Source organism: Sporosarcina sp. NCCP-2222 (genome assembly GCF_023168145.1).
GTDB lineage: Bacteria > Bacillota > Bacilli > Bacillales_A > Planococcaceae > Sporosarcina.
Window position 1 is genome coordinate 205,930 of the sequence record NZ_BQYK01000007.1, and the last position, 19,564, is coordinate 225,493.

Consider the following 19,564-nt stretch of genomic DNA (forward strand, 5'->3'; position numbering starts at 1 on the left):
CTTTCCGAGCGTAATCTCTCCAGTCGATACAAGATAAGCTCCATAACCAAGCCCGATCATATACGTCAATGCTGTAAATGTTTTGGAAAACGGCATGAAGAGCGCGTCAATCTTTTCTACATGCATATTTTTTTTATAGACATCCTCTGTCATATCCGCAAATCGTTGTTCCGTCGCACGTTCTTGCACATAGGCACGAACAACACGGACACCTGCGACCGCCTCGAGGACATTGTCATTCAAATCTCCGAATGCATCTTGCGCGACCATATACCGTTCGTGAATTTTCTTGCCAAGAACTTGCAAACTATATGCCAAAATCGGCAACGGCAAGATGGCCACGAGTGTCAGTTTCCACGAGATAATGAATCCCATTGTAATAATCAATGTGCCTAGATAGGCAGTCGAATCGATCAGCGTCATAATGCCAAAGCCGGCTGTTTCAGAAATGGCACGCAAATCATTTGTAGAACGGGCCATTAAATCACCCGTTTTATTCTTTTCATAAAATGTTGGGGTCATCTTTAAGAAATGGCGCATTAATCGAGTCCGCAATTGCCGCTCAATGACATAGGCTCCGCCAAACAGCTGGTACTGCCAGACAAAGTTACCAACATAAGATACGAGCATGATCAACAACATCCCGCCGATGAACAAAGCCAACAGATGAGTCGTCATCGTCTGTGTGTGGATGGCATCGATTGCCTGGCCGATAATCCACGGCGGCAAGATGACGAGCACATTCGCAATCATTAGGAGAACAAGCGCAATCGTATACCGCTTGCGATTCTCCTTGAAAAACCACTTTAATTTAAATAAAACCGAAAACATACGTATCTACCTCTTCCTTGATTCGTAACTATCCACTTTCAAGAGATTCCTTTTTTAATAATTTCCGTTGCTGTTTGATGAAAGTCATCACCAGCACTCCTTTCCTTCGTATTTTTATATGTCACACGCATCGCGTGAAAACACCCAATTTCCATATTTAGAAAGACAAAAAAGCACACGCCTCCTACAATAAGCGTGTGCTCAAAAAAGGAACGGCTGTTTGCCGTCCAAATATGATTAGTTATAATTCAACGAGTTGGCCGGCACGGAATATGATATTGTTGAAGTTGAAATCCAGTTTTCAAAGTTTTCATTTTCCGCGCCTCCCTCACTATTTCGATTTTCGAATAATTCTACATTACATGTTCAATTTACATTTGTCAATAAAATCTCGGAAAAAGTTGGACACTAATTTCCTATTTTTCATGTTCTTCGGACTATGCCCTGCCTAGTTTCAGCTACGCTCACACCGGGTATTGATAGAGCAAGGCCAAAAAGGTCTCCCGATTGCAGCGAATAGTTTGCAACATTTCTGATTATACTGTTACTAGCAAGATAAGTTGGCGCCATTCCCCTTGACGTCATACAACCCCACGGCAATGTAACATATGCACCAGGAGCGAAAAGCGCTCCTGGTTTTTTTTGACCGTCCTATCCTATGATGAAAACCTGCCATTCATTCAGCCAAATAGGGAAAATGCTGCTGCGCCTAAGATTGTTGTGACAATGACGACAATCCATGGAGACAGCTTATAATAAACGAGCAGTGCAAACGCAATTAGTGCAATGGCAAAATCGACTGGCTTATGTATGGAGCTTGTAAATACTGGATTGTATAGAGCTGCCAGCAAGATGCCGACGACTGCCGCGTTTACTCCTTTTAATGCCGCCTGGATGCCCGGCTTCGAACGAACGGCTGACCAAAAAGGAAGAGCTCCTATGACAAGCAAAATGGAAGGCAGAAACATAGCCGAAACTGCTACGAGTGCTCCGACAGGTCCATCCATATATTGCCCCAAGTAGCCGGATAAGGTGAATAGTGGGCCTGGCACTGCCTGCGCGGCCCCATATCCTGCGATGAATGTCTCGGCATCCATCCAGCCTCCCGGAACTATCTCTCTTTCTAGCATCGGTAAAACGACATGCCCTCCGCCGAATACAATGGAACCGACCCGATAAAAAATATCGAAAATAGCTACTAATGAATGATTCGATAACGGACGCAGCAGCGGCAAAGCGATCAACAGACCGAAAAATACAATCCATGCCGCCATGCCAATCCGTTTCCCAAAGGAAAGAGTCAAATCTGCCACTGCATCGGTCTTTTCTTTCCTATATAAATAAAATCCCAGCACTCCTGCAAGCACAATAATCATGATTTGCCCGAATGCAGTTGGCATTAATAATGTAGTTACGGCCGCCAGCACGGCAATGGTGATCCGTTGTCGATCCGGTGTCAACGTTTTGCCCATCCCGAGCAGCGCATGCGCGACAACGGCAACCGCAACAATTTTTAATCCTTTTAACCAACCAATATCAAACGTCGCATTGGACATGAGATATGCAAATGCCATCAACAAAAGAACCGATGGCAAAGTGAATCCTATCCATGATAATAGGCCGCCAAACAATCCTCCTCGCATGAGACCGATAGCAATCCCAACCTGTGAGCTTGCCGGTCCGGGCAAAAATTGGCAAAGCGCAACGAGATCGGCATACATCTTATCGTCCAGCCATTTTTTCCTTTTTACATATTCATCCCGGAAATATCCGATATGAGCAGCCGGTCCGCCAAATGACGTTAGCCCAAGCTTAGTGGAAGCCTTTAAGATCTCCCAATACCTTGATGTCCTCATTCGAAATCTTTCCCCCTTTCACTCTTCCATCCAGTATACCTGAATCGGGTAAAATCATTTGTTTTTTTCTTGTAAATAATTTATCATAATCTTAACTAACTATTTTACCTATACAGGAGGTGTGTACTTTGTTCTACCCCTCATTCGGGCGCGGAACAAAGTAAACTTATTTGGACATTGCCATACGATTGGCAGCATTTGCTGCCTTGATCGCTCTCACCGCATTCTTTGTTGCGAGTGAATTTGCAATAGTGAAAGTACGGACAACACGCATTAATCAGCTTGTCGCAGAAGGAAACCGCAAAGCCTTGATCGCGAAAAAAGTGGTCAGCAACTTGGATGAATATTTGTCTGCCTGCCAGCTGGGGATTACCATCACAGCATTAGGACTCGGTATGTTAGGCGAACCGACAGTCAAGCTGCTTTTAAACCCAGTTTTTTCCCATTTTGACTTGACACCGAATGTGACAACATTCCTTTCTTTTGCAATTGCATTCACAATCGTGACATTTTTACATGTCGTAGTCGGTGAGTTGGCTCCGAAAACTATTGCCATACAGCGTGCCGAAGCTATTACACTATCCTTTTCACGACCATTGATCATTTTCCATAATGTTATGTATCCGATTATTAAAGGAATGAATGGCGCTGCAAGAGGAATCGCACATATGCTAGGCTACAAAACAGTATCCGAGTCAGAAGTAGTCCACTCCGAGGACGAACTCCGCATGATCCTGTCCGACAGTCTGAAAGGCGGAGAAATTAATCCTGCCGAATACAAATTCGTTAATAACATCTTTGAATTCGACGACCGCGTCGCACGCGAAATCATGGTGCCGCGGACTGAAATGATGACCATCGAAAAAGATATGACGTTACAAGACGTGTTTGAAATGATCGGTGTGGAACAGTATACACGCTATCCAGTAACAGACGGAGATAAAGACCATGTTATCGGTCTCATCAATATGAAGAATCTGTTGACCGCCTACATTAAAGACCCGACGACCGGTAAACAGCCGGTTATTGAATATATGCAACCGATCATCCGTGTCATTGAAACAATGTCCATCGGCGATCTCTTGCTGAAGATTCAACGGGAACGAATTCACATGGCTGTGTTAATGGATGAGTATGGTGGAACATCCGGTCTCGTAACGATAGAAGATATACTCGAAGAGATCGTCGGAGAAATACAAGATGAATTTGATATGGATGAAATACCGGAAGTCCAAATGATTAATAAAGACCACTATATTTTCGATGCGAAAATGCTGATCGAAAATGTGAACGACGTACTCGGCACCCATATTATCGAAGAAGATATCGATACGATCGGCGGCTGGTTCATGTCCCAACGTTTTGAAGCAGTTCCAGGTGAAAAGATCATTGAACAAGGCTATGAATTCACCGTGAAAGATGTGGAAGGCCATCATATTCTTTACTTGGAAGCTATCAAACACGAAAAAGAAGAAGTGAACGAGACATCTGATTTATCCTATGAATCATAAAAAACGGCATTTTGCCGTTTTTTTTTATTTCACCATATTGACGGTTGTGGATATTTTTGCTATTGTTAGTTCAACTGATAGAAGGAGGGTGAAGACATATGAAAAAGATGACTACTTACACTAACTTATTTGTAATGTGGATCGGACCCATGCTTTCACCTGACCTATCGCACTGATCGATATGTCTATTCTGTTTTGCGCGTGAAAGCCGTGGTGTCCGATCCTGGACCCACGGTTTTTTTGATTTGCACAAAACAGGAGGCTTTTGAATGACAAACTTACAACAGCTAGGTTGGACAGAATTACGGGAGCAGGACTGGTCTGCATTACCCGAAGGAATGAAACAGAAATCATTACCCGGACGAGTAACACTTGAACATAAACGGATGTACCGCGTCATCACGGAAGAAGGCGAATGGCTATCCGTCTGTTCCGGCACGATGGAGCATATGGCGAGCGAGCGAAGGGACTTCCCCGCAGTCGGTGATTGGGTGGCGGTCGAAAAGATGCCAGGTGAGCAACGGGGAATTATCCACTCCCTCCTCCCCAGAACTTCACTGTTTTCAAGAAAGTCGGCTGGCATGACTATAACAGAACAGATCATTGCGACCAATGTCGATATCGTATTCCTCGTCATGTCACTGAACCAAGATTTCAATGAAAGACGGCTGGAGCGTTACTTGATTGCTTCATACGATTCCGGAGCGCTACCGGTGATCCTCTTGACCAAGAAAGACCTATGCGCTGAGCCAGATGTTTTTATTGAAAAAGCACAATGGATTGCTCCCGGAACAGATATTATCACAGTCAGCAATCATACAAGAGAAGGACTTGACGAAGTGCAAGCCATTTTGCAAAACGGAAAAACCGCTGCCCTGCTCGGCTCGTCAGGCGTCGGCAAATCCTCCCTGACTAATGCATTATTAGAAGACGGCAAGATGGAGATTCAAGACATCCGAGAAGACGATGCCAAAGGAAGGCACACCACTACCCACCGGGAAATGTTGCTTCTGCCGAGCGGAGGCATCCTCATTGACACACCAGGAATGCGTGAATTTCAGCTTTGGGATCAAGGCGACAGCTTGGACACTAGCTTCCAAGACATCGACCAACTCGCCCATTCCTGCAAATTCAGCGACTGCCAGCATAAAAAGGAACCCGGCTGCGCCGTACAAACCGCCATTGCCGAGGGTATATTACCCGCTGAGCGCTATGACAGCTATTTAAAATTACAAAAAGAACTCGCCTTCCTCGAAAGAAAATTAAAGCAATCCGAAGCGAAAGAACGAAAGACACAAAAGAAAGCAACTCATAAAAAGAGATAACGAAACCTAAGGACTGTCCAGAAAGTCAGCGGAATCTGATTTTCTGGACAGTCCTTTGTATTTGGGGAATGTTTATGGAGGCTGGTATGGAGTTAGCGGATACGAGCGATTGCTGGAATATACGAGTGGTTCGGCGGCGGATACGAGCGGTTGCCAGGATATACGAGTGGTTCGGCAACGGATACGAGCGGTTGCTGGAGTATACGAGTGGTTCGACGGCGGATACGAGCGGTCACCAGAATATACGAGTGGTTCGCCAACGGATACGAGCGGTTGCTAGAATATAAGGTTCGCCGGTAGATACGAGAGGTTGAAAGAATATACGAGTGGTTCGCCGACGGATACGAGCGCTGGCTGGAATATACGAGGGGTTCCGCGACGGATATGAGCGGTCAGAGAAATATACGAGGGGTTCGACGACGGATACGAGCGGTTGCTGAAGTATACGAGTGGTTCGCCGGCGGACACAATCACTTTCTAAGAACTGATAAATTTATTCCAAACAAAAAAAAGACCTGCAAATCAGCAAACAATTTGCAGGTCTTTTTTCGTTATGTTTTCTTCAATTACTTAAATGCCAACTAACTCAACGCCGCCTTCAGCTCCGCGCTCGCTTTCCATACCCCATTCACCTGTACGGAAGCGATCGTCTGTTGTGCCAGATCCACATCAATGTCATTGTCCAAAATCAATAGACCGACTACTTTAATGTCTATTTTCGTGTGATGCTCCGCATGCTCTACTAAATCCTCGCGGCTCAACCGCATGACGCCAACAACAAATGATTTCCGGACGACAATTTCCTGTACTTCTGCCGCATGCGTCGCGAGCTGGTTTCGGATCGACGTTCGGATGAAATCAGTCCTGTTGGAATAAAACCCTTGCTCCACTAACAGATCCACTTTCCCCAAATCGACGACATTCATATTAATTGTGATCTTTTCTGACTCAACCATCTGTATCCTCCCTTTCCCTTTCTCCTTTCACTATATCATATTCACCATCCATGTGGAAGGTGTACAGATGTTTTATTTCAGTCGCGCAAATATTCAACTCGGTATATATCTGGTCGGCGATCCTTCAATTGCTTGACTGTGCCGCTTTGCCGCTGGCGGCGCAAGATCTCAAGATCGACATCGCCGATCAATACCATTTCCACATTGGCATGCGTTTCACCTACAATTCCATCTCTTGCAAATTCAAAGTCAGACGGAGCAAATATCGCCGACTGGGCGTATTGTACGTCCATATTTTCTGTTTCGGGCAGATTGCCTACCGTACCGGAAATGACGGTATACACCTGATTTTCAACGGCACGTGCTTGGGCGCAGTATCGAACGCGCAAATAGCCCTGACGATCTTCTGTGCAAAAAGGAGTAAAGATAATTTTCGCTCCCTTATCCGTAGCGATGCGGGCGAGTTCAGGGAATTCAATATCATAACAAACCTGAATCGCAATTTTTCCACAGTCGGTATCAAACACGCGGACCGAATCTCCCCGGCTGATTCCCCACCATTTCCGCTCATTCGGCGTAATATGGAGCTTGTATTGCTTTTCAATCGAACCGTCCCGGCGGAATAAGTACGCCACATTATAAATTTCTTCGTCTTCCTCCACAAAGTGAGAACCGCCAATAATGTTTACGTTATACCGGACTGCCAAATTGGTAAACAGTTCAATATACTGTGGTGTATATTCTGTCAGCCTTCTGATCGCCTGGCTTGGAGAACGTTCATCTAAGAAAGACATCAATTGTGTCGTAAAAATCTCTGGAAACACAGCGAAATCGGAACCGGCATCCGAAGCCACATCGACAAAATATTCACATTGGTTGGCTAGATCGTCAAACGAGGAGATCTTCCTCATCAAATACTGAACGACGCAAATCCGCACTGGGAAGCTCGTTTTAAAATGCCGCTTCGTCATCGCCCGGTAATCGACGTTATTCCATTCCATCAATGTCGCATATTTATTCGAAGCTTTATCATCCGGTAAATAGTTCGGATTGATCCTCATTAACGTAAAATCATTCAATAATTGAAAGGAGAGGACCGGATCATATATTTTATGCCGGCTCACTGCATCGACATATTCGCGTGGGGACAATTCTGCTGCGTATTTATGATAATTCGGGATTCTCCCGCCGATAATAATCGATTTTAAATTCATCTGGCGGACAAGCTCTTTTCTCGCTTCATATAAACGCTGTCCGACTTTCATTCTTCGGTAATCCGGATGGACCATCACTTCGATGCCATACAAATTGTACCCTTCCGGATTATGATTGGTTATATAACCCCCATCGGAAATATCGTCCCATGTATGGCGGTCATCATATTCGTCAAAGTTGACAATCAAGCTTGAGCAGGATCCGATGATTTCACCATCGAGTTCCGCCACAAATTGCCCTTCCGGAAAAACATCCAGATGGCTTTCCAGCTGTTCTTTTTTCCAAGGCTCCATCCCTGGAAAACAGACAGATTGCATGCTTAGTATTTTTGCAATGTCCTCATACTCCATTTGTCTGATTACCATGCTCATTTCAAATGAAGTTAAATCAAATTGTTCACTCACAACTATCACCTCTTCTATCTGTTTACCCAACTTGCTTGCTAACAAGTCATATAAGAGTGAATAATTTACAGTCCTGATGGGACACTCTATAATCAAAGAGAAGTCTGCAAGACAGGGGGTTCGTTATATTGGATAAACGACAGGAAAATGGGCTTCTTTTCATCTTCACTGTTTCATTGATTGCCACGCTGGGGTCCTTGTATTACTCAGAGATTAAAGGATTTACACCGTGTACCCTCTGCTGGTATCAGCGGATTCTCATGTATCCGCTCGTTCTCATATCTGGAGTTGCTTTAGTTCAGAAGAATGCCAGAATCGCTCTGACGACAGCCGTCTTTTCAGTTATCGGAGCAGGTACATCGCTTTACCATTACAGCATTCAAAAACTCTCATTCTTCCAAAGTTACGCACCCGCTTGCGGGAATGTCCCTTGCACAGGGCAATACGTCAATTATTTAGGATTTATTACAATCCCCTTCATGGCGTTCATTGCATTTTTACTTATCTTAATTACAAGCCTTTTCTTACTGAAACAGGCAAAAGGAGTTTCGGCTAAATGAAAAAACTGCTTATTATCGGCGGTGTCATTATCGCCATCTTTGTTTTGATTGTCGTCTTGACGAATCAATCGAACAAACAAAAATTAAAGGACAACCCTTATGGATCGAAGGAACTGAAACCATCCACCATCAATTTGCTTGGCAATAAAAATTACAGCAACATCGTCCTGCCGGATGCCCTGATGGAAAAAATCAAATCCGGAGATCCGGTCACTGCCTATTTCTTCTCTCCTGAGTGCCCGTACTGCATGAAAATGACACCGATTCTAATGCCGATCGCAAAAGATAAAGGGATTCATGTCTATCAATACAATCTGCTTGAGTTTGAAAAAGAATCGGCTCCATATGGAATTGAAAGCTGGCCGGCCCTCATTCAATATGAGAACGGAAAAGAAGTCGGCAGGCTTGTTGGTTTGCCGCCAGAAGAACCTGAAAAAGCCATCGAAGAATTTCTTAAGGAATATACGGGCAAATGATGATAGCTAGTCCGACATTTCATTATCAATTAAAAGAAGATGGGCTGACCATTGAAAGATTGCTTCAAGATAAGTGGGTAGTGGGCAAAAAAACGGTTCACCAGATGCGGATGGCGAAAAGCGTTTATGATTCGTCTGGAGTCCCCGCTGACTGGAGAGAGCCGCTTGAAAGCGGGACTATGCTTACATTCACTTTTCCAGATATTAAATCTACTTATGTTCCAGAGGATCCAGCATCAATTGAAATCGTCTGGGAGGACGAACATCTTCTCGTCGCAAGAAAACCAGCCGGAATCGCAACGCATCCAGATCATCCAGATGGCACTGGAACCTTCATGAATCAGGTCATGGGACATATTCAACGCAGTGGAGGAACCTATGCCGAGCATGTGCAGCGGCTTGATAAAGGGACAGGTGGATTAATCGTCGTTGCCAAACACCCCATTGCCAAAGGGCTGCTTGACCGGATGATGGAACAGAACGAAGTGACCCGGACGTACGAGGCGGAAGTCGATGGTCGCTTAAACCGTATGAGGGGATCGCTGAAGTACCCGATTGGACGGGACCGGCATCATCCAACCCGGAGAAGGGTATCACCAGGCGGCCAATCTGCCACGACCCACTTCCGCATTCTAGAGCGGCTTGAAAATTCGACAATTATTGAAGCAAGACTGGATACAGGACGAACTCATCAGATTCGTGTCCACTTTTCTCATATCGGCCATCCGATTACAGGAGACGCTTTATACGGCGGCACCGAGACAGTAGATGGACAATATCGTTTAACTGCAGTCAAAGTTTCCTTTGTCCATCCGATTACGGAAGAAACGCTGACGGTTGAATAAGAAAAAGCCGGAGAGTCATTTCTCCGGCTTTTATTATTGTATTAATTATACGCAAGCTGCTTAATGCCATTCTCCAGACGCATGTCCACTTCTTTCGCGTCATCAATATGCTCCATGATTAATGCGTGCGCTTCTGCAAATAATTGTTTCGCTTCGAGAAGCTCCTGCTTCACGCTGTTCGATAGCTTCTTCTGTTCTTCAATCATGTCCTGCACGGCTGTAATGTCTGTTTGACTGTCCTCGACCGTATGCAAAATCCGTTCAATTTTCGCTTCTGTTTCCAAGCTGACTTGCATGCCTTTCTCTACCAGTTCAGCACTTTTACGTGTCGCGTGCAATGCTTGTTCAATCTCTTCACGAAGCGCGTTCGTCAGCGTCTGGATATTCGCTGTGCTATTGGATGTGCTTTCGGCAAGCTTTCTCACTTCTTGGGCAACTACCGCAAACCCTTTGCCGGATTCCCCTGCACGCGCCGCCTCGATGGAAGCGTTCAAAGCCAATAAATTCGTTTGTGCGGCAATATCTTCAATGACGCCGACAATCGATTGAATTTCAACAGAACGAGTGCTTAAGTTGGTCATGTTCTGCTGAGAAGATTGAATTTGCACGCCTAGTTGGTTAATGACACCCGCTGTTCCGTGGACTTCCTTTGCCCCTTCTGACGCCTCTGTCACCATTTGATTTGATTTTTCTTCCAGAGAACGGCCCTTTTCATACAGGTCTTCTGATTTCGAAGCCGAGCTGTCACTAAGATCCTCGACTCGTTCAAATCTCTCTTCGATTTGCGCAACGGCCTCACCCAACACATTATGTTGTGCATTTACTTTTTCATGCTGGGAAACGGCTGCTTCCAGCTCACTTTTCAACTCATCCAGCCTGGTCGCTTCCTCTTCCTCTTTGCGTCTAAAATCATTTTTCAGCTGCTCAATCTCTTTTAAATAACTTTCATCATGACTCACACTCTTCTTGCTTCTGAACACCCTAATTCCCCCTGTCTATTCTCTACTGTTATATATCGGTTTATTATGAGAAAAGTCAGAGGGTATAAATACCCAATTAAACCTTATCGTATTTTTCTGGATTCGTTCCAGTCCGTGCATCTATATTTAACCCATCAATCCTTTGCATCTCCTCCGAAGAGAGTACAAAGTCCGCAACACTGGCATTTTCCTTTATTCGTTCCTTCGTCACTGATTTCGGAATGGCAATCAACCCATTTTGTAAATGCCATCTGATGATGACCTGTGCCGGCGTCTTACCGTGCACTCTTCCGATTTCCCCTAATGTTTCATCCGCTAACATCCGCCCCCTGGCGAGCGGCGACCAAGAAGTGACCTCGATGCCATGTTGCTTGCAAAAAGTGCGCAGTGGAACTTGTGATAAATGGGGATGCAATTCAACCTGATTGACCATTGGAGGAATGGACGCTGTCGATAAGATTTCTTCTAAATGATGCACATGATGATTGGAAACCCCAGTCGCGCGAATCAATTTCTCTTCATACAAACGTTCAATTGCTTTATACGTATCCTGATATTTCCCTGCTACGGGCCAATGGGTTAAATAGAGATCTAAATAATCCAACTGCAGCTTCTTTAACGATTTTTCAAACGCACGTAATGTCTCATCATAGCCTTGATCGGTATTCCACACTTTCGAGGTAATGAATAACTGCTCCCTTGGAATACCAGAATACGTAATAGCTTCGCCTGTTTCCTCTTCATTCTCATAAATCGCTGCCGTGTCGATCGCCCGATACCCGATTTCAAGCGCATAGGATATCGCAGCCAGCGTTTGATCTGGATCGGTCATTTTGTAAACTCCCAATCCGAGTTGAGGCATTTTCACACCATTTGCCAATGTCATTTTCTCTTGATAAATTAAGTCCATACCGCAACCTCCTTCTTTATGTACCATTGTACCGATTTCATTCTAATTTTCCTATTGTTGTTAGGTTAGTCATTGCAAAAAACTAAAGAAACGAATATTATGTATTAAGGAATTAAAAATGTTCGTGTTTTATTGAAAGGGGTACAACCATTGTTTCAACTAGAAAAAAATAATACATCGATTAAAACTGAATTATTGGCAGGCATGACAACATTTTTAACGATGGCTTATATCGTCATCGTCAACCCAATTATTTTATCGGATGCTGGTGTGCCTTTTGACCAGGTGTTCCTAGCGACCATAATTGCAACGGTAATCGGTACTTTATGGATGGCATTATGCGCTAATTATCCAATTGCCATCGCTCCTGGCATGGGGTTAAACGCGTATTTTGCATCGGTCGTCATTGGTTCCGACGGCAGCCTTGATTATACAGCAGCATTTTCAGCCGTTTTCGTCGCGGGTTTGCTCTTTGTCATCCTCTCCCTCACTTCATTCCGGGAGAAACTGATCGAATCCATTCCGGAAAATTTGAAACATGGAATTACAGCAGGCATTGGCTTATTTATCGCATTTTTAGGCCTGCGCCTTTCCGGGCTTGTCGCTTCTCACGAGTCGACGCTTGTCCGGCTCGGTGACTTGACTTCACCGCCAGTTTTATTAACGCTGTTCGGATTGATTGTAACCGTCATCCTGATGACGTTAAACGTCTATGGCGCCATTTTTATCGGCATGATTGCCACTGGAATTGTCGCCTTCTTTACGAAACAACTGCATTTTGAAGGCGCTCCGTGGAAAGTGCCTCATCTTCCGGAAGGTGTTCTCGTTTGGAATCCAATACAAGCAGCTGGGGATGTCATCAGCCATGGCTTATATGGCGTTGTTTTCGCCTTTTTAATTGTGACGCTGTTTGATACGACAGGTACGATGATTGGGGTCGCAAAGCAGGCAGGTTTAATGAAAGGCAAATCGCTTCCCCGCGCAAGGCATGCTTTACTGGCAGACTCCATTGCTGCAACTGCTGGCGCCATGGTAGGGACAAGCCCGACTTCCGCTTACGTAGAATCCTCGTCAGGAGTAGCTGTTGGTGGACGGACGGGGCTTACCACTTTAACAGTCGCTATCTTCTTCATTATTGCCGCATTTTTTAGCCCGGTCGTCGGTGCTCTTTCAAATGTGGCAGCTATCACAGCACCCGCTTTGATTATTGTCGGCAGCTTAATGATCGGTGCTGTGAAGCATATTGACTGGGATTCTTTTGATGAAGCGTTTCCTGCGTTTCTTGTCATTTTGACGATGCCTTTGACATCCAGCATCGCAACTGGAATTGCGCTTGGCTTTATCACGTATCCAGTCTTAAAAGTTGTTAAAGGCAAATGGCGGGAAGTTCCGCTCCTATTATATTTCTTTGCTGTGTTGTTCGCGTACCAACTGCTATTCCTGCCTCACTGATGTCATAATTATTGCGTTTCTTGTCACAAATAATGGCATCATTCATTTCATTTCACATGAGATTCATGTATACTAAATGAAGGACTAATGATTTTTACAGGAGGTACTTCCGATGAAACTTATCCTTATCATGGGCGTTTGCTTCGCATTCCTATCTGCGATTTTAACTGGTGGCTATGAAGACAAACCAGGCAAAGTAAAAAAATAATGCAATGAGAAAACGGGACATGCCAATTGGCTGTCCCGTTTCTTTATGTCAAATCCAAAAATGACTGCTGCCGAAGCGCTTCATAAATTAAGATGGCAGCCGTATTCGAGAGGTTCAACGAGCGGATATTGCCATTCATCGGAATGCGCAAGCAATTCTCCCTATGCGCTTCAATGATTTCAGGCGGCAGCCCCGTCGTCTCTTTGCCGAACACAAAGAAGATATCCTTGGAGCTGTCGGTAAAATCGTAGTCAGAATACGTTTGCTTCCCGAATTTCGTAATGAAATAAAATTCTCCTTCGGGATAAGCTGCAAAGAATTCATGTATGCCTTCATGATACGTAATATCAACGTGTTCCCAATAGTCGAGCCCCGCCCGCTTCAACATTTTATCATCTGTTGAAAATCCGAGAGGTTTGATCAGATGAAGTTTTGCTCCGGTTCCCGCGCATGTTCTTGCGATATTACCCGTATTAGCGGGAATCAACGGTTCAAATAGAGCGACATGTATCGCCATAATCCAGCCCTTCTTTCAAGTAATCTGTAGTGCTTGTCTCACCTCGGTGAGAACTTCGGGATCCTGTTCCGTCGCCAAAGCATGTTCCAATGCAAGCCGTCCTTCAGCGGAGTCAATTTCCCCTAACGCCCACGCTGCGGTACCTCGGATCATCGGCCGCACATCCGTTTTCAATAACTTCGCTAATGTTGGAACGGCTGATTCCTCTTTAAAATGTGCTAATGCGATAACCGCGTTCCGCTGGATCGGGTTCTTCCCTCTCCAGGAGCCGGACATATGGCCGTATGTTTCTTTAAACTCCCGATTTGATAAGGCAAGCATTGGTTCAAGCATTGGTTTTGACAGTTCGGGATCCGGTTGGAAAGCTTCCTGATGCATATTAAATTTGCCTTTATTTTTCGGACAAATCGTTTGGCATGTATCACAGCCGTAGACCCGATTCCCGATTTTCCTTCTAAATTCTTCCGGTATCGGTTGCTTCGTTTGGGTTAAAAATGCTATACAGCGCTGGGCATTCAGCTGTCCTCCTTGTATTAAGGCACCGGTTGGACAAGCGTCCAGGCAAAGTGTGCAGTCGCCACATTCGTCTTCCATCGGTTCGTCTGGAGCAAATGGAATATTGGTGATCATCTCGCCCAGATAGACGTAAGAGCCGAACTCCGGTGTAATAATTGAGCAATTCTTAGCCGACCAGCCGATGCCTGCCCGTTCCGCAACAGCCCGATCGACAAGCTCTCCTGTATCGACCATGGAACGACACTGAACGCCGGAAATCCGTTCTTTCAAATATGTCTCGAGCAACTCAAGTTTTTCACGCAGGACGACATGGTAATCCACTCCCCATGAAGCTCTGCAAAAGATTCCCCGTCTTTCGCCTTTTCTTCCCTTTGGGGCATCTTCCATTTTGGATGGATAGGCAATGGCGATCGAAATGATACTTTCTGCTTGATCCAACAATAGAACTGGATTCGTACGTTTTTCGATATCACTCTCTTCGAAACCGGATTGGTAGCCGAGCTCCTGTTGCCGTTTCAGCCGGTTTTTCAATTCCCGGAAAGGCGCTGCGGTGGTAAAGCCGATTTTATCGATGCCTATTGTCTTTGCATAGTCACGGATTTCTTGTTGGAACTGAGCGACATTCATACAGATTCGCCTCCCTTATGGTAAGATTGAACAAAAAGACAAGGGTGATTTCATTGAAACTAGAAATGGATGAAAAATTGTTTCATGCCATGCCCGATTTGAAAATCGGCCTTATCTATTATAACAAAATAACAGTATCGGAATCGCCTCAAATGTTAAAAGGACGGCTGCAATTATTTCAGGAACAGTTATTTTTTGATTTAGAAGACAAACCGCTGGCCGACTTTCCTGGAATCAATGAATGGAGAACGGTCTGGAAAGCACTTGGAGCCGATCCGAGCCGATACCGGCCTTCTGTCGAAGCATTATACCGAAGAATAAAAAAGCAGAATTACTTAGCACCCTATCACAGTGCTGTCGATTTAAACAATTTCTTCTCACTGCAATATCAAATTCCTGCGGGCATCTATGATCGACTGAAACTAGTAGGTGACGTCAAACTGACAGTAGGTGATGAGGCGGCAGGATACGAGGGGCTAAACGGCCGTTTTAACGCGTTAGAAAACATATTAGTCCTCCGAGATGAGTATAGTCCGTTCGGCAGCCCGTTCGTAGATTCTATTCGTACTGCAGTAACCGAAGAAACGACATCCGCTTTGCAAGTCCTGTTCCTGCGTCCTTCTCTCGATCTAGAGAACGCTGGAAAATTGACAAACGCCGCTGCAAACATGTTTACCTCAATTAGTGGTGGAGACGCTACAGCACATGTGTTACACGCTGCACAAAGGTCTGTCGTCATCCCTGAATAAGCAAGCTAACCGTATAAGAAATATCCATAATACAACGCTCCAGCCTTCATAGGCGAGAGCGTTTTTTTGAATCAATTTTTGAATGGCTGCGTCTTCTCTCCATCAATGACGAGTATCCAAGTGCCCTTTTTCGGAAATGTCAGTTTCCCTGTAAAAGTATGCAAAATTCCGGATTCTCTAGCATCAATAAATTCCCCTTCTTCTGTGAACCACTGCTTATCAATCACTTTACCCTTTTTATTCTGAAGTTCGACTTGAATCACCTTCTTACTCTCTCCGAACCGTTCGATGCTGATGTCTACCTCTTTTCCTGTCTCCAATTCAGCAGGAGAATCTTCTAGCGTATAATGCTCTGTTTTCGGAAATGGAGGCAGTACTTCCAAGTCGAACGTCTCAAAGACCTGATCATTCACATATACCTTGACATGCCAACGCCCTTCTTCAGGGAACGGAGCAAACCTTGTCAGGATATGAGCGTCTTCTGAATCGTTTAGCGGGCCGCTTAACACGCCTTCAGCAAGTGTGATCGTCTGGTTGGAATGGACAGCTTCCAAACGGAAAGGCTTGTCAACAAGTTGAGCTGGCTCCCCCCAGAAAAACAACATCATTTTCGCTCCTCTCCTCCAATCCTCGGCGACAAACGGCTTGATAGAACCCAGCATCGCAAAACGGCCTTCAATCCCTAGTACTTCCTGTTGGCGAGGAGACATAAGGAACCGTTCCAGTTCTTTGTCCGGTGAAATTGTCAATGGCCCATCGCCAGTGAGGGAAAGATTTGTTCGAAGCGGGACAAATAACAGAAAAGCAATGCAGAGCAAGGCTGCACAAACAAAGAAAGGTCGGAAAGAATACTTCTTCCTTTCTGGCGAATCACATTGGAGAGATTGCAAAATCCTTGCCTTCTGTTCGGTGGGCAATGTGAAAGTAGGCAAGCGATTCAATTTCTCTTCCAAGTCATCGTTAGGCTTCTTCATAAGATACCTCCTCCAAGGATTTTCTCAGTTTGGCCAAAGCTCGATGAAACAGCACCCGAGCATGATTGGTGTCACAGTTCATGACTTGTGCCGTCTCGCTGACAGACAGCTCCAGAATCCCTCGTAGAATGACTACATCCCGATCACGAGCGGAGAGCTTCGAGATGGCTAGGTACAGTCGATGCTGATCATCTGTGGCAATCAAGGCAGCCTCCAAGGACGCCTGCACAGGTGGAGAAGAATATAAAAAGGGCATTAGCCGTTCCCATACCTTTTTACGTCGGTACGTGTCCAGGACGTGATGGCGGGCAATGGAAATAAGCCAAGTCCTTGGATGAGACCGCTTGTGAAAAGAGTCTTGTTTTTGCAGGGCGATGAGGAAGGTCTCCTGGACATAATCCTCCACATCAAAGCTTCCCGTAAAGTAAATGAGATAACTGGTCAGATCCCGTTCATATAAATGAAACCATTCTTCAATCGTATCCGGCACGTGGCTCCCCTCCTATTAAGTAGACGAACGAAACGCGGATTCATTACAGAGCATTCGAAGAATCGATAAGAAGACAGATAAAAAAGAGGATTGAAAAAAAGATACAACCGAAGTTGTATCTTTTTTAGTGGATACCCGAGGCCGGACTTGAACCGGCACGCCTCGCGGCACCGCATTTTGAGTGCGGCGTGTCTGCCATTCCACCACTCGGGCATATGAAGTTTTGCAACAGCGTCATAAAACTTGGAGGCGGCAACCGGAATCGAACCGGTGGTAAGGGTGTTGCAGACCCGTGCCTTACCGCTTGGCTATGCCGCCGTAGAATGAGTGGAGCGGAAGACGGGATTCGAACCCGCGACCCCGACCTTGGCAAGGTCGTATTCTACCACTGAACTACTTCCGCGAAACTGGGGTAGCTGGATTCGAACCAACGAATGACGGAGTCAAAGTCCGTTGCCTTACCGCTTGGCTATACCCCAAACTGATGGGGCGGACGAGGGGAATCGAACCCCCGAATGTCGGAACCACAATCCGATGCGTTAACCACTTCGCCACGACCGCCATAATAAAATGGATTGACATTATTTAATACTGTGCATAGATGGGGCGGACGAGGGGAATCGAACCCCCGAATGTCGGAACCACAATCCGATGCGTTAACCACTTCGCCACGACCGCCATAATATTGAATTAAAACAGTAATGGCAGGGGCAGTAGGAATCGAACCCACACCAAAGGTTTTGGAGACCTCTATTCTACCGTTAAACTATGCCCCTATTTAAATGGTGGTGGGGGACGGATTCGAACCGCCGAACCCGGAGGGAGCGGATTTACAGTCCGCCGCGTTTAGCCACTTCGCTACCCCACCAAGAGCATGGTGCCGGCGAAAGGACTTGAACCCTCAACCTACTGATTACAAGTCAGTTGCTCTACCAATTGAGCTACACCGGCATGATATAAATGGTGGCTCAGGACGGAATCGAACCGCCGACACAAGGATTTTCAGTCCTTTGCTCTACCGACTGAGCTACTGAGCCACAAATAAATGGCGGTCCCGACCGGGATCGAACCGGCGATCTCCTGCGTGACAGGCAGGCATGTTAACCGCTACACCACGGGACCTTTTGGTTGCGGGGGCAGGATTTGAACCTGCGACCTTCGGGTTATGAGCCCGACGAGCTACCACTGCTCCACCCCGCGATAATACTATTTGTATATATGGTGGAGGATGACGGGTTCGAACCGCCGACCCCCTGCTTGTAAGGCAGGTGCTCTCCCAGCTGAGCTAATCCTCCAGGTTAAAATTGCGTTAAGCTTCGCATTACTGCACTTGCACAGGATGTGCTGGCTTCGGTGTTGCGACAGGATGTCGCGGGTTTTAACCGAAGTTCCATTCGCTTCCTTGTTCTGCTCGCTTCTCCCAATTTTAACGGGAGCTGCGATAAGCTTCACATTACTGTATGTGAGTTGTAATAAGATGGTGACCCCTACGGGATTCGAACCCGTGTTACCGCCGTGAAAGGGCGGTGTCTTAACCGCTTGACCAAGGGGCCATATGATATTAGGAATAAAATCTGGCGGAGAGCAAGGGATTTGAACCCTTGATACGCGGTTAGCGTATACACGATTTCCAATCGTGCTCCTTCGGCCACTCGGACAGCTCTCCATTTGGCTCCGCAGGTAGGACTCGAACCTACGACCGATCGGTTAACAGCCGATTGCTCTACCACTGAGCTACTGCGGAATAATATTACTATGGCCTATTATGTGTCAGTGAACTGACAGCCCAGCGACGTCCTACTCTCACAGGGGGAAGCCCCCTACTACCATCGGCGCTGAAGAACTTAACTTCCGTGTTCGGGATGGGAACGGGTGTGACCTCTTCGCCATCATCACTGGACTCTTTTCACAAGACAAGATTTATTATAACAAATCTGCCGAGAATTTCAAGTACTTTTTTTAAAAAAATACTTTTCTGAACGTTTTGTTCGTTCAAAACTGAATAAAACAGACATTGTTTAAGTATCAAGTCAACCGTGCACTTTTTAAATAAGGTTAAGTCCTCGATCGATTAGTATTCGTCAGCTCCACGTGTCACCACGCTTCCACCCCGAACCTATCCACCTCATCATCTTTGAGGGATCTTACTTACCGAAGTAATG

Annotated in this window: 18 protein-coding genes, 16 tRNA genes and 2 rRNA genes; 8 read left to right on the forward strand and 28 right to left on the reverse strand. The window is 45.6% G+C overall.

Annotated features, from left to right (window positions below; translation table 11 throughout):
* Together NCCP2222_RS15615 and chrA are read right to left on the reverse strand one after the other, a co-directional pair.
* Positions 1–831: ABC transporter transmembrane domain-containing protein (locus NCCP2222_RS15615; RefSeq protein ID WP_248513254.1), on the reverse strand; the 831-nt coding region annotated here is incomplete at its 3' end.
* 680 nt (positions 832–1,511) lie between these two features.
* Complete coding sequence (chrA, locus tag NCCP2222_RS15620) at positions 1,512–2,687, reverse strand: chromate efflux transporter (RefSeq protein ID WP_248513255.1); 1,176 nt, start codon at positions 2,685–2,687, stop codon at positions 1,512–1,514.
* Positions 2,688–2,857: 170 nt separating this feature from the next.
* Between chrA and NCCP2222_RS15625 the strand changes: the two genes are divergently transcribed.
* The 3 genes from NCCP2222_RS15625 to NCCP2222_RS15635 all read left to right on the forward strand — a co-directional run bounded on the left by NCCP2222_RS15625 (position 2,858) and on the right by NCCP2222_RS15635 (position 5,810).
* Positions 2,858–4,198 carry a hemolysin family protein gene (locus NCCP2222_RS15625; RefSeq protein ID WP_248513256.1) on the forward strand — a complete coding sequence of 447 codons (1,341 nt, stop codon included), beginning with the start codon at positions 2,858–2,860 and terminating at the stop codon, positions 4,196–4,198.
* Positions 4,199–4,467: 269 nt separating this feature from the next.
* The gene (gene rsgA, locus NCCP2222_RS15630) at positions 4,468–5,523 is read left to right on the forward strand and encodes a ribosome small subunit-dependent GTPase A (protein WP_248513257.1); all 1,056 of its coding nucleotides are present in this window, start codon (positions 4,468–4,470) and stop codon (positions 5,521–5,523) included.
* A 74-nt stretch (positions 5,524–5,597) separates the two neighbouring features.
* Entirely contained in the window at positions 5,598–5,810 is a 213-nt protein-coding gene (locus NCCP2222_RS15635) for a hypothetical protein (protein ID WP_248513258.1), read from the forward strand.
* 294 nt (positions 5,811–6,104) lie between these two features.
* Here NCCP2222_RS15635 and NCCP2222_RS15640 read toward each other — a convergent pair whose 3' ends face one another.
* Entirely contained in the window at positions 6,105–6,479 is a 375-nt protein-coding gene (locus NCCP2222_RS15640) for a CopG family transcriptional regulator (protein ID WP_248513259.1), read from the reverse strand.
* Positions 6,480–6,556: 77 nt separating this feature from the next.
* Positions 6,557–8,098, reverse strand: a complete 1,542-nt coding sequence (locus NCCP2222_RS15645; RefSeq protein ID WP_248513260.1) for a carbon-nitrogen hydrolase family protein — start codon at positions 8,096–8,098, stop codon at positions 6,557–6,559.
* A gap of 128 nt (positions 8,099–8,226) precedes the next feature.
* Between NCCP2222_RS15645 and NCCP2222_RS15650 the strand changes: the two genes are divergently transcribed.
* The 3 genes from NCCP2222_RS15650 to NCCP2222_RS15660 are packed head-to-tail and all read left to right on the forward strand — an operon-like array spanning position 8,227 to position 9,979.
* On the forward strand, positions 8,227–8,658 hold the full coding sequence (locus tag NCCP2222_RS15650) for a disulfide oxidoreductase (protein WP_248513261.1): 432 nt from the start codon (positions 8,227–8,229) through the stop codon (positions 8,656–8,658).
* Entirely contained in the window at positions 8,655–9,134 is a 480-nt protein-coding gene (locus NCCP2222_RS15655; protein ID WP_248513262.1) for a thioredoxin family protein, read from the forward strand. The genes NCCP2222_RS15650 and NCCP2222_RS15655 overlap by 4 nt, the downstream gene beginning before the upstream one ends.
* Entirely contained in the window at positions 9,131–9,979 is an 849-nt protein-coding gene (locus NCCP2222_RS15660; RefSeq protein WP_309295973.1) for an RluA family pseudouridine synthase, read from the forward strand. The genes NCCP2222_RS15655 and NCCP2222_RS15660 overlap by 4 nt, the downstream gene beginning before the upstream one ends.
* A gap of 41 nt (positions 9,980–10,020) precedes the next feature.
* On the opposite strand, the gene NCCP2222_RS15665 is transcribed toward NCCP2222_RS15660, so the two are convergent.
* Both NCCP2222_RS15665 and NCCP2222_RS15670 read right to left on the reverse strand, forming a co-directional pair.
* Positions 10,021–10,959: a methyl-accepting chemotaxis protein gene (locus NCCP2222_RS15665; protein WP_248513263.1), complete on the reverse strand. Its 939-nt coding sequence runs from the start codon at positions 10,957–10,959 to the stop codon at positions 10,021–10,023.
* A gap of 76 nt (positions 10,960–11,035) precedes the next feature.
* Positions 11,036–11,869: an aldo/keto reductase gene (locus tag NCCP2222_RS15670; RefSeq protein WP_248513264.1), complete on the reverse strand. Its 834-nt coding sequence runs from the start codon at positions 11,867–11,869 to the stop codon at positions 11,036–11,038.
* 150 nt (positions 11,870–12,019) lie between these two features.
* On the opposite strand from NCCP2222_RS15670, the gene NCCP2222_RS15675 reads away from it, so the two are divergent.
* Positions 12,020–13,321 carry an NCS2 family permease gene (locus tag NCCP2222_RS15675; RefSeq protein ID WP_248513265.1) on the forward strand — a complete coding sequence of 434 codons (1,302 nt, stop codon included), beginning with the start codon at positions 12,020–12,022 and terminating at the stop codon, positions 13,319–13,321.
* Positions 13,322–13,572: 251 nt separating this feature from the next.
* Here NCCP2222_RS15675 and trmL read toward each other — a convergent pair whose 3' ends face one another.
* Together trmL and queG are read right to left on the reverse strand one after the other, a co-directional pair.
* Positions 13,573–14,046, reverse strand: coding sequence for a tRNA (uridine(34)/cytosine(34)/5-carboxymethylaminomethyluridine(34)-2'-O)-methyltransferase TrmL (trmL, locus tag NCCP2222_RS15680; RefSeq protein ID WP_238081261.1), 474 nt, complete (start codon positions 14,044–14,046; stop codon positions 13,573–13,575).
* Between the two features lie 15 nt (positions 14,047–14,061).
* Positions 14,062–15,189, reverse strand: coding sequence for a tRNA epoxyqueuosine(34) reductase QueG (gene queG, locus NCCP2222_RS15685; protein WP_248513266.1), 1,128 nt, complete (start codon positions 15,187–15,189; stop codon positions 14,062–14,064).
* Positions 15,190–15,242: 53 nt separating this feature from the next.
* Here queG and NCCP2222_RS15690 point away from each other — a divergent pair, with 53 nt between their 5' ends.
* Positions 15,243–15,938, forward strand: a complete 696-nt coding sequence (locus NCCP2222_RS15690; protein ID WP_248513267.1) for a B3/B4 domain-containing protein — start codon at positions 15,243–15,245, stop codon at positions 15,936–15,938.
* 71 nt (positions 15,939–16,009) lie between these two features.
* Here NCCP2222_RS15690 and NCCP2222_RS15695 read toward each other — a convergent pair whose 3' ends face one another.
* The 20 genes from NCCP2222_RS15695 to NCCP2222_RS15790 all read right to left on the reverse strand — a co-directional run.
* Positions 16,010–16,912, reverse strand: a complete 903-nt coding sequence (locus tag NCCP2222_RS15695; protein WP_248513268.1) for a hypothetical protein — start codon at positions 16,910–16,912, stop codon at positions 16,010–16,012.
* Entirely contained in the window at positions 16,899–17,402 is a 504-nt protein-coding gene (locus NCCP2222_RS15700) for an RNA polymerase sigma factor (RefSeq protein WP_248513269.1), read from the reverse strand. The genes NCCP2222_RS15695 and NCCP2222_RS15700 overlap by 14 nt, the downstream gene beginning before the upstream one ends.
* A 132-nt stretch (positions 17,403–17,534) precedes the next feature.
* Positions 17,535–17,615 (reverse strand) — tRNA-Leu (locus NCCP2222_RS15705).
* A 31-nt stretch (positions 17,616–17,646) separates the two neighbouring features.
* Positions 17,647–17,720: transfer RNA gene (locus tag NCCP2222_RS15710), tRNA-Cys, on the reverse strand.
* A 10-nt stretch (positions 17,721–17,730) separates the two neighbouring features.
* Positions 17,731–17,805, reverse strand: a tRNA-Gly gene (locus NCCP2222_RS15715).
* Between the two features lie 4 nt (positions 17,806–17,809).
* Positions 17,810–17,881 (reverse strand) — tRNA-Gln (locus tag NCCP2222_RS15720).
* A gap of 6 nt (positions 17,882–17,887) precedes the next feature.
* A tRNA-His gene (locus NCCP2222_RS15725) sits at positions 17,888–17,963 on the reverse strand.
* 41 nt (positions 17,964–18,004) lie between these two features.
* Positions 18,005–18,080 (reverse strand) — tRNA-His (locus NCCP2222_RS15730).
* Between the two features lie 24 nt (positions 18,081–18,104).
* A tRNA-Trp gene (locus tag NCCP2222_RS15735) sits at positions 18,105–18,178 on the reverse strand.
* A gap of 7 nt (positions 18,179–18,185) precedes the next feature.
* Positions 18,186–18,270, reverse strand: a tRNA-Tyr gene (locus NCCP2222_RS15740).
* A 7-nt stretch (positions 18,271–18,277) separates the two neighbouring features.
* A tRNA-Thr gene (locus NCCP2222_RS15745) sits at positions 18,278–18,353 on the reverse strand.
* Positions 18,354–18,363: 10 nt separating this feature from the next.
* Positions 18,364–18,439, reverse strand: a tRNA-Phe gene (locus NCCP2222_RS15750).
* Positions 18,440–18,448: 9 nt separating this feature from the next.
* Positions 18,449–18,524: transfer RNA gene (locus tag NCCP2222_RS15755), tRNA-Asp, on the reverse strand.
* Between the two features lie 3 nt (positions 18,525–18,527).
* Positions 18,528–18,602 (reverse strand) — tRNA-Met (locus NCCP2222_RS15760).
* Between the two features lie 19 nt (positions 18,603–18,621).
* Positions 18,622–18,697 (reverse strand) — tRNA-Val (locus tag NCCP2222_RS15765).
* A gap of 183 nt (positions 18,698–18,880) precedes the next feature.
* Positions 18,881–18,955, reverse strand: a tRNA-Glu gene (locus NCCP2222_RS15770).
* Positions 18,956–18,977: 22 nt separating this feature from the next.
* Positions 18,978–19,068 (reverse strand) — tRNA-Ser (locus NCCP2222_RS15775).
* A 3-nt stretch (positions 19,069–19,071) separates the two neighbouring features.
* Positions 19,072–19,146: transfer RNA gene (locus tag NCCP2222_RS15780), tRNA-Asn, on the reverse strand.
* Between the two features lie 40 nt (positions 19,147–19,186).
* Positions 19,187–19,302: ribosomal RNA gene (gene rrf, locus NCCP2222_RS15785) — 5S ribosomal RNA — on the reverse strand.
* Between the two features lie 151 nt (positions 19,303–19,453).
* Positions 19,454–19,564 (reverse strand): 23S ribosomal RNA (locus NCCP2222_RS15790); the annotation flags it as partial.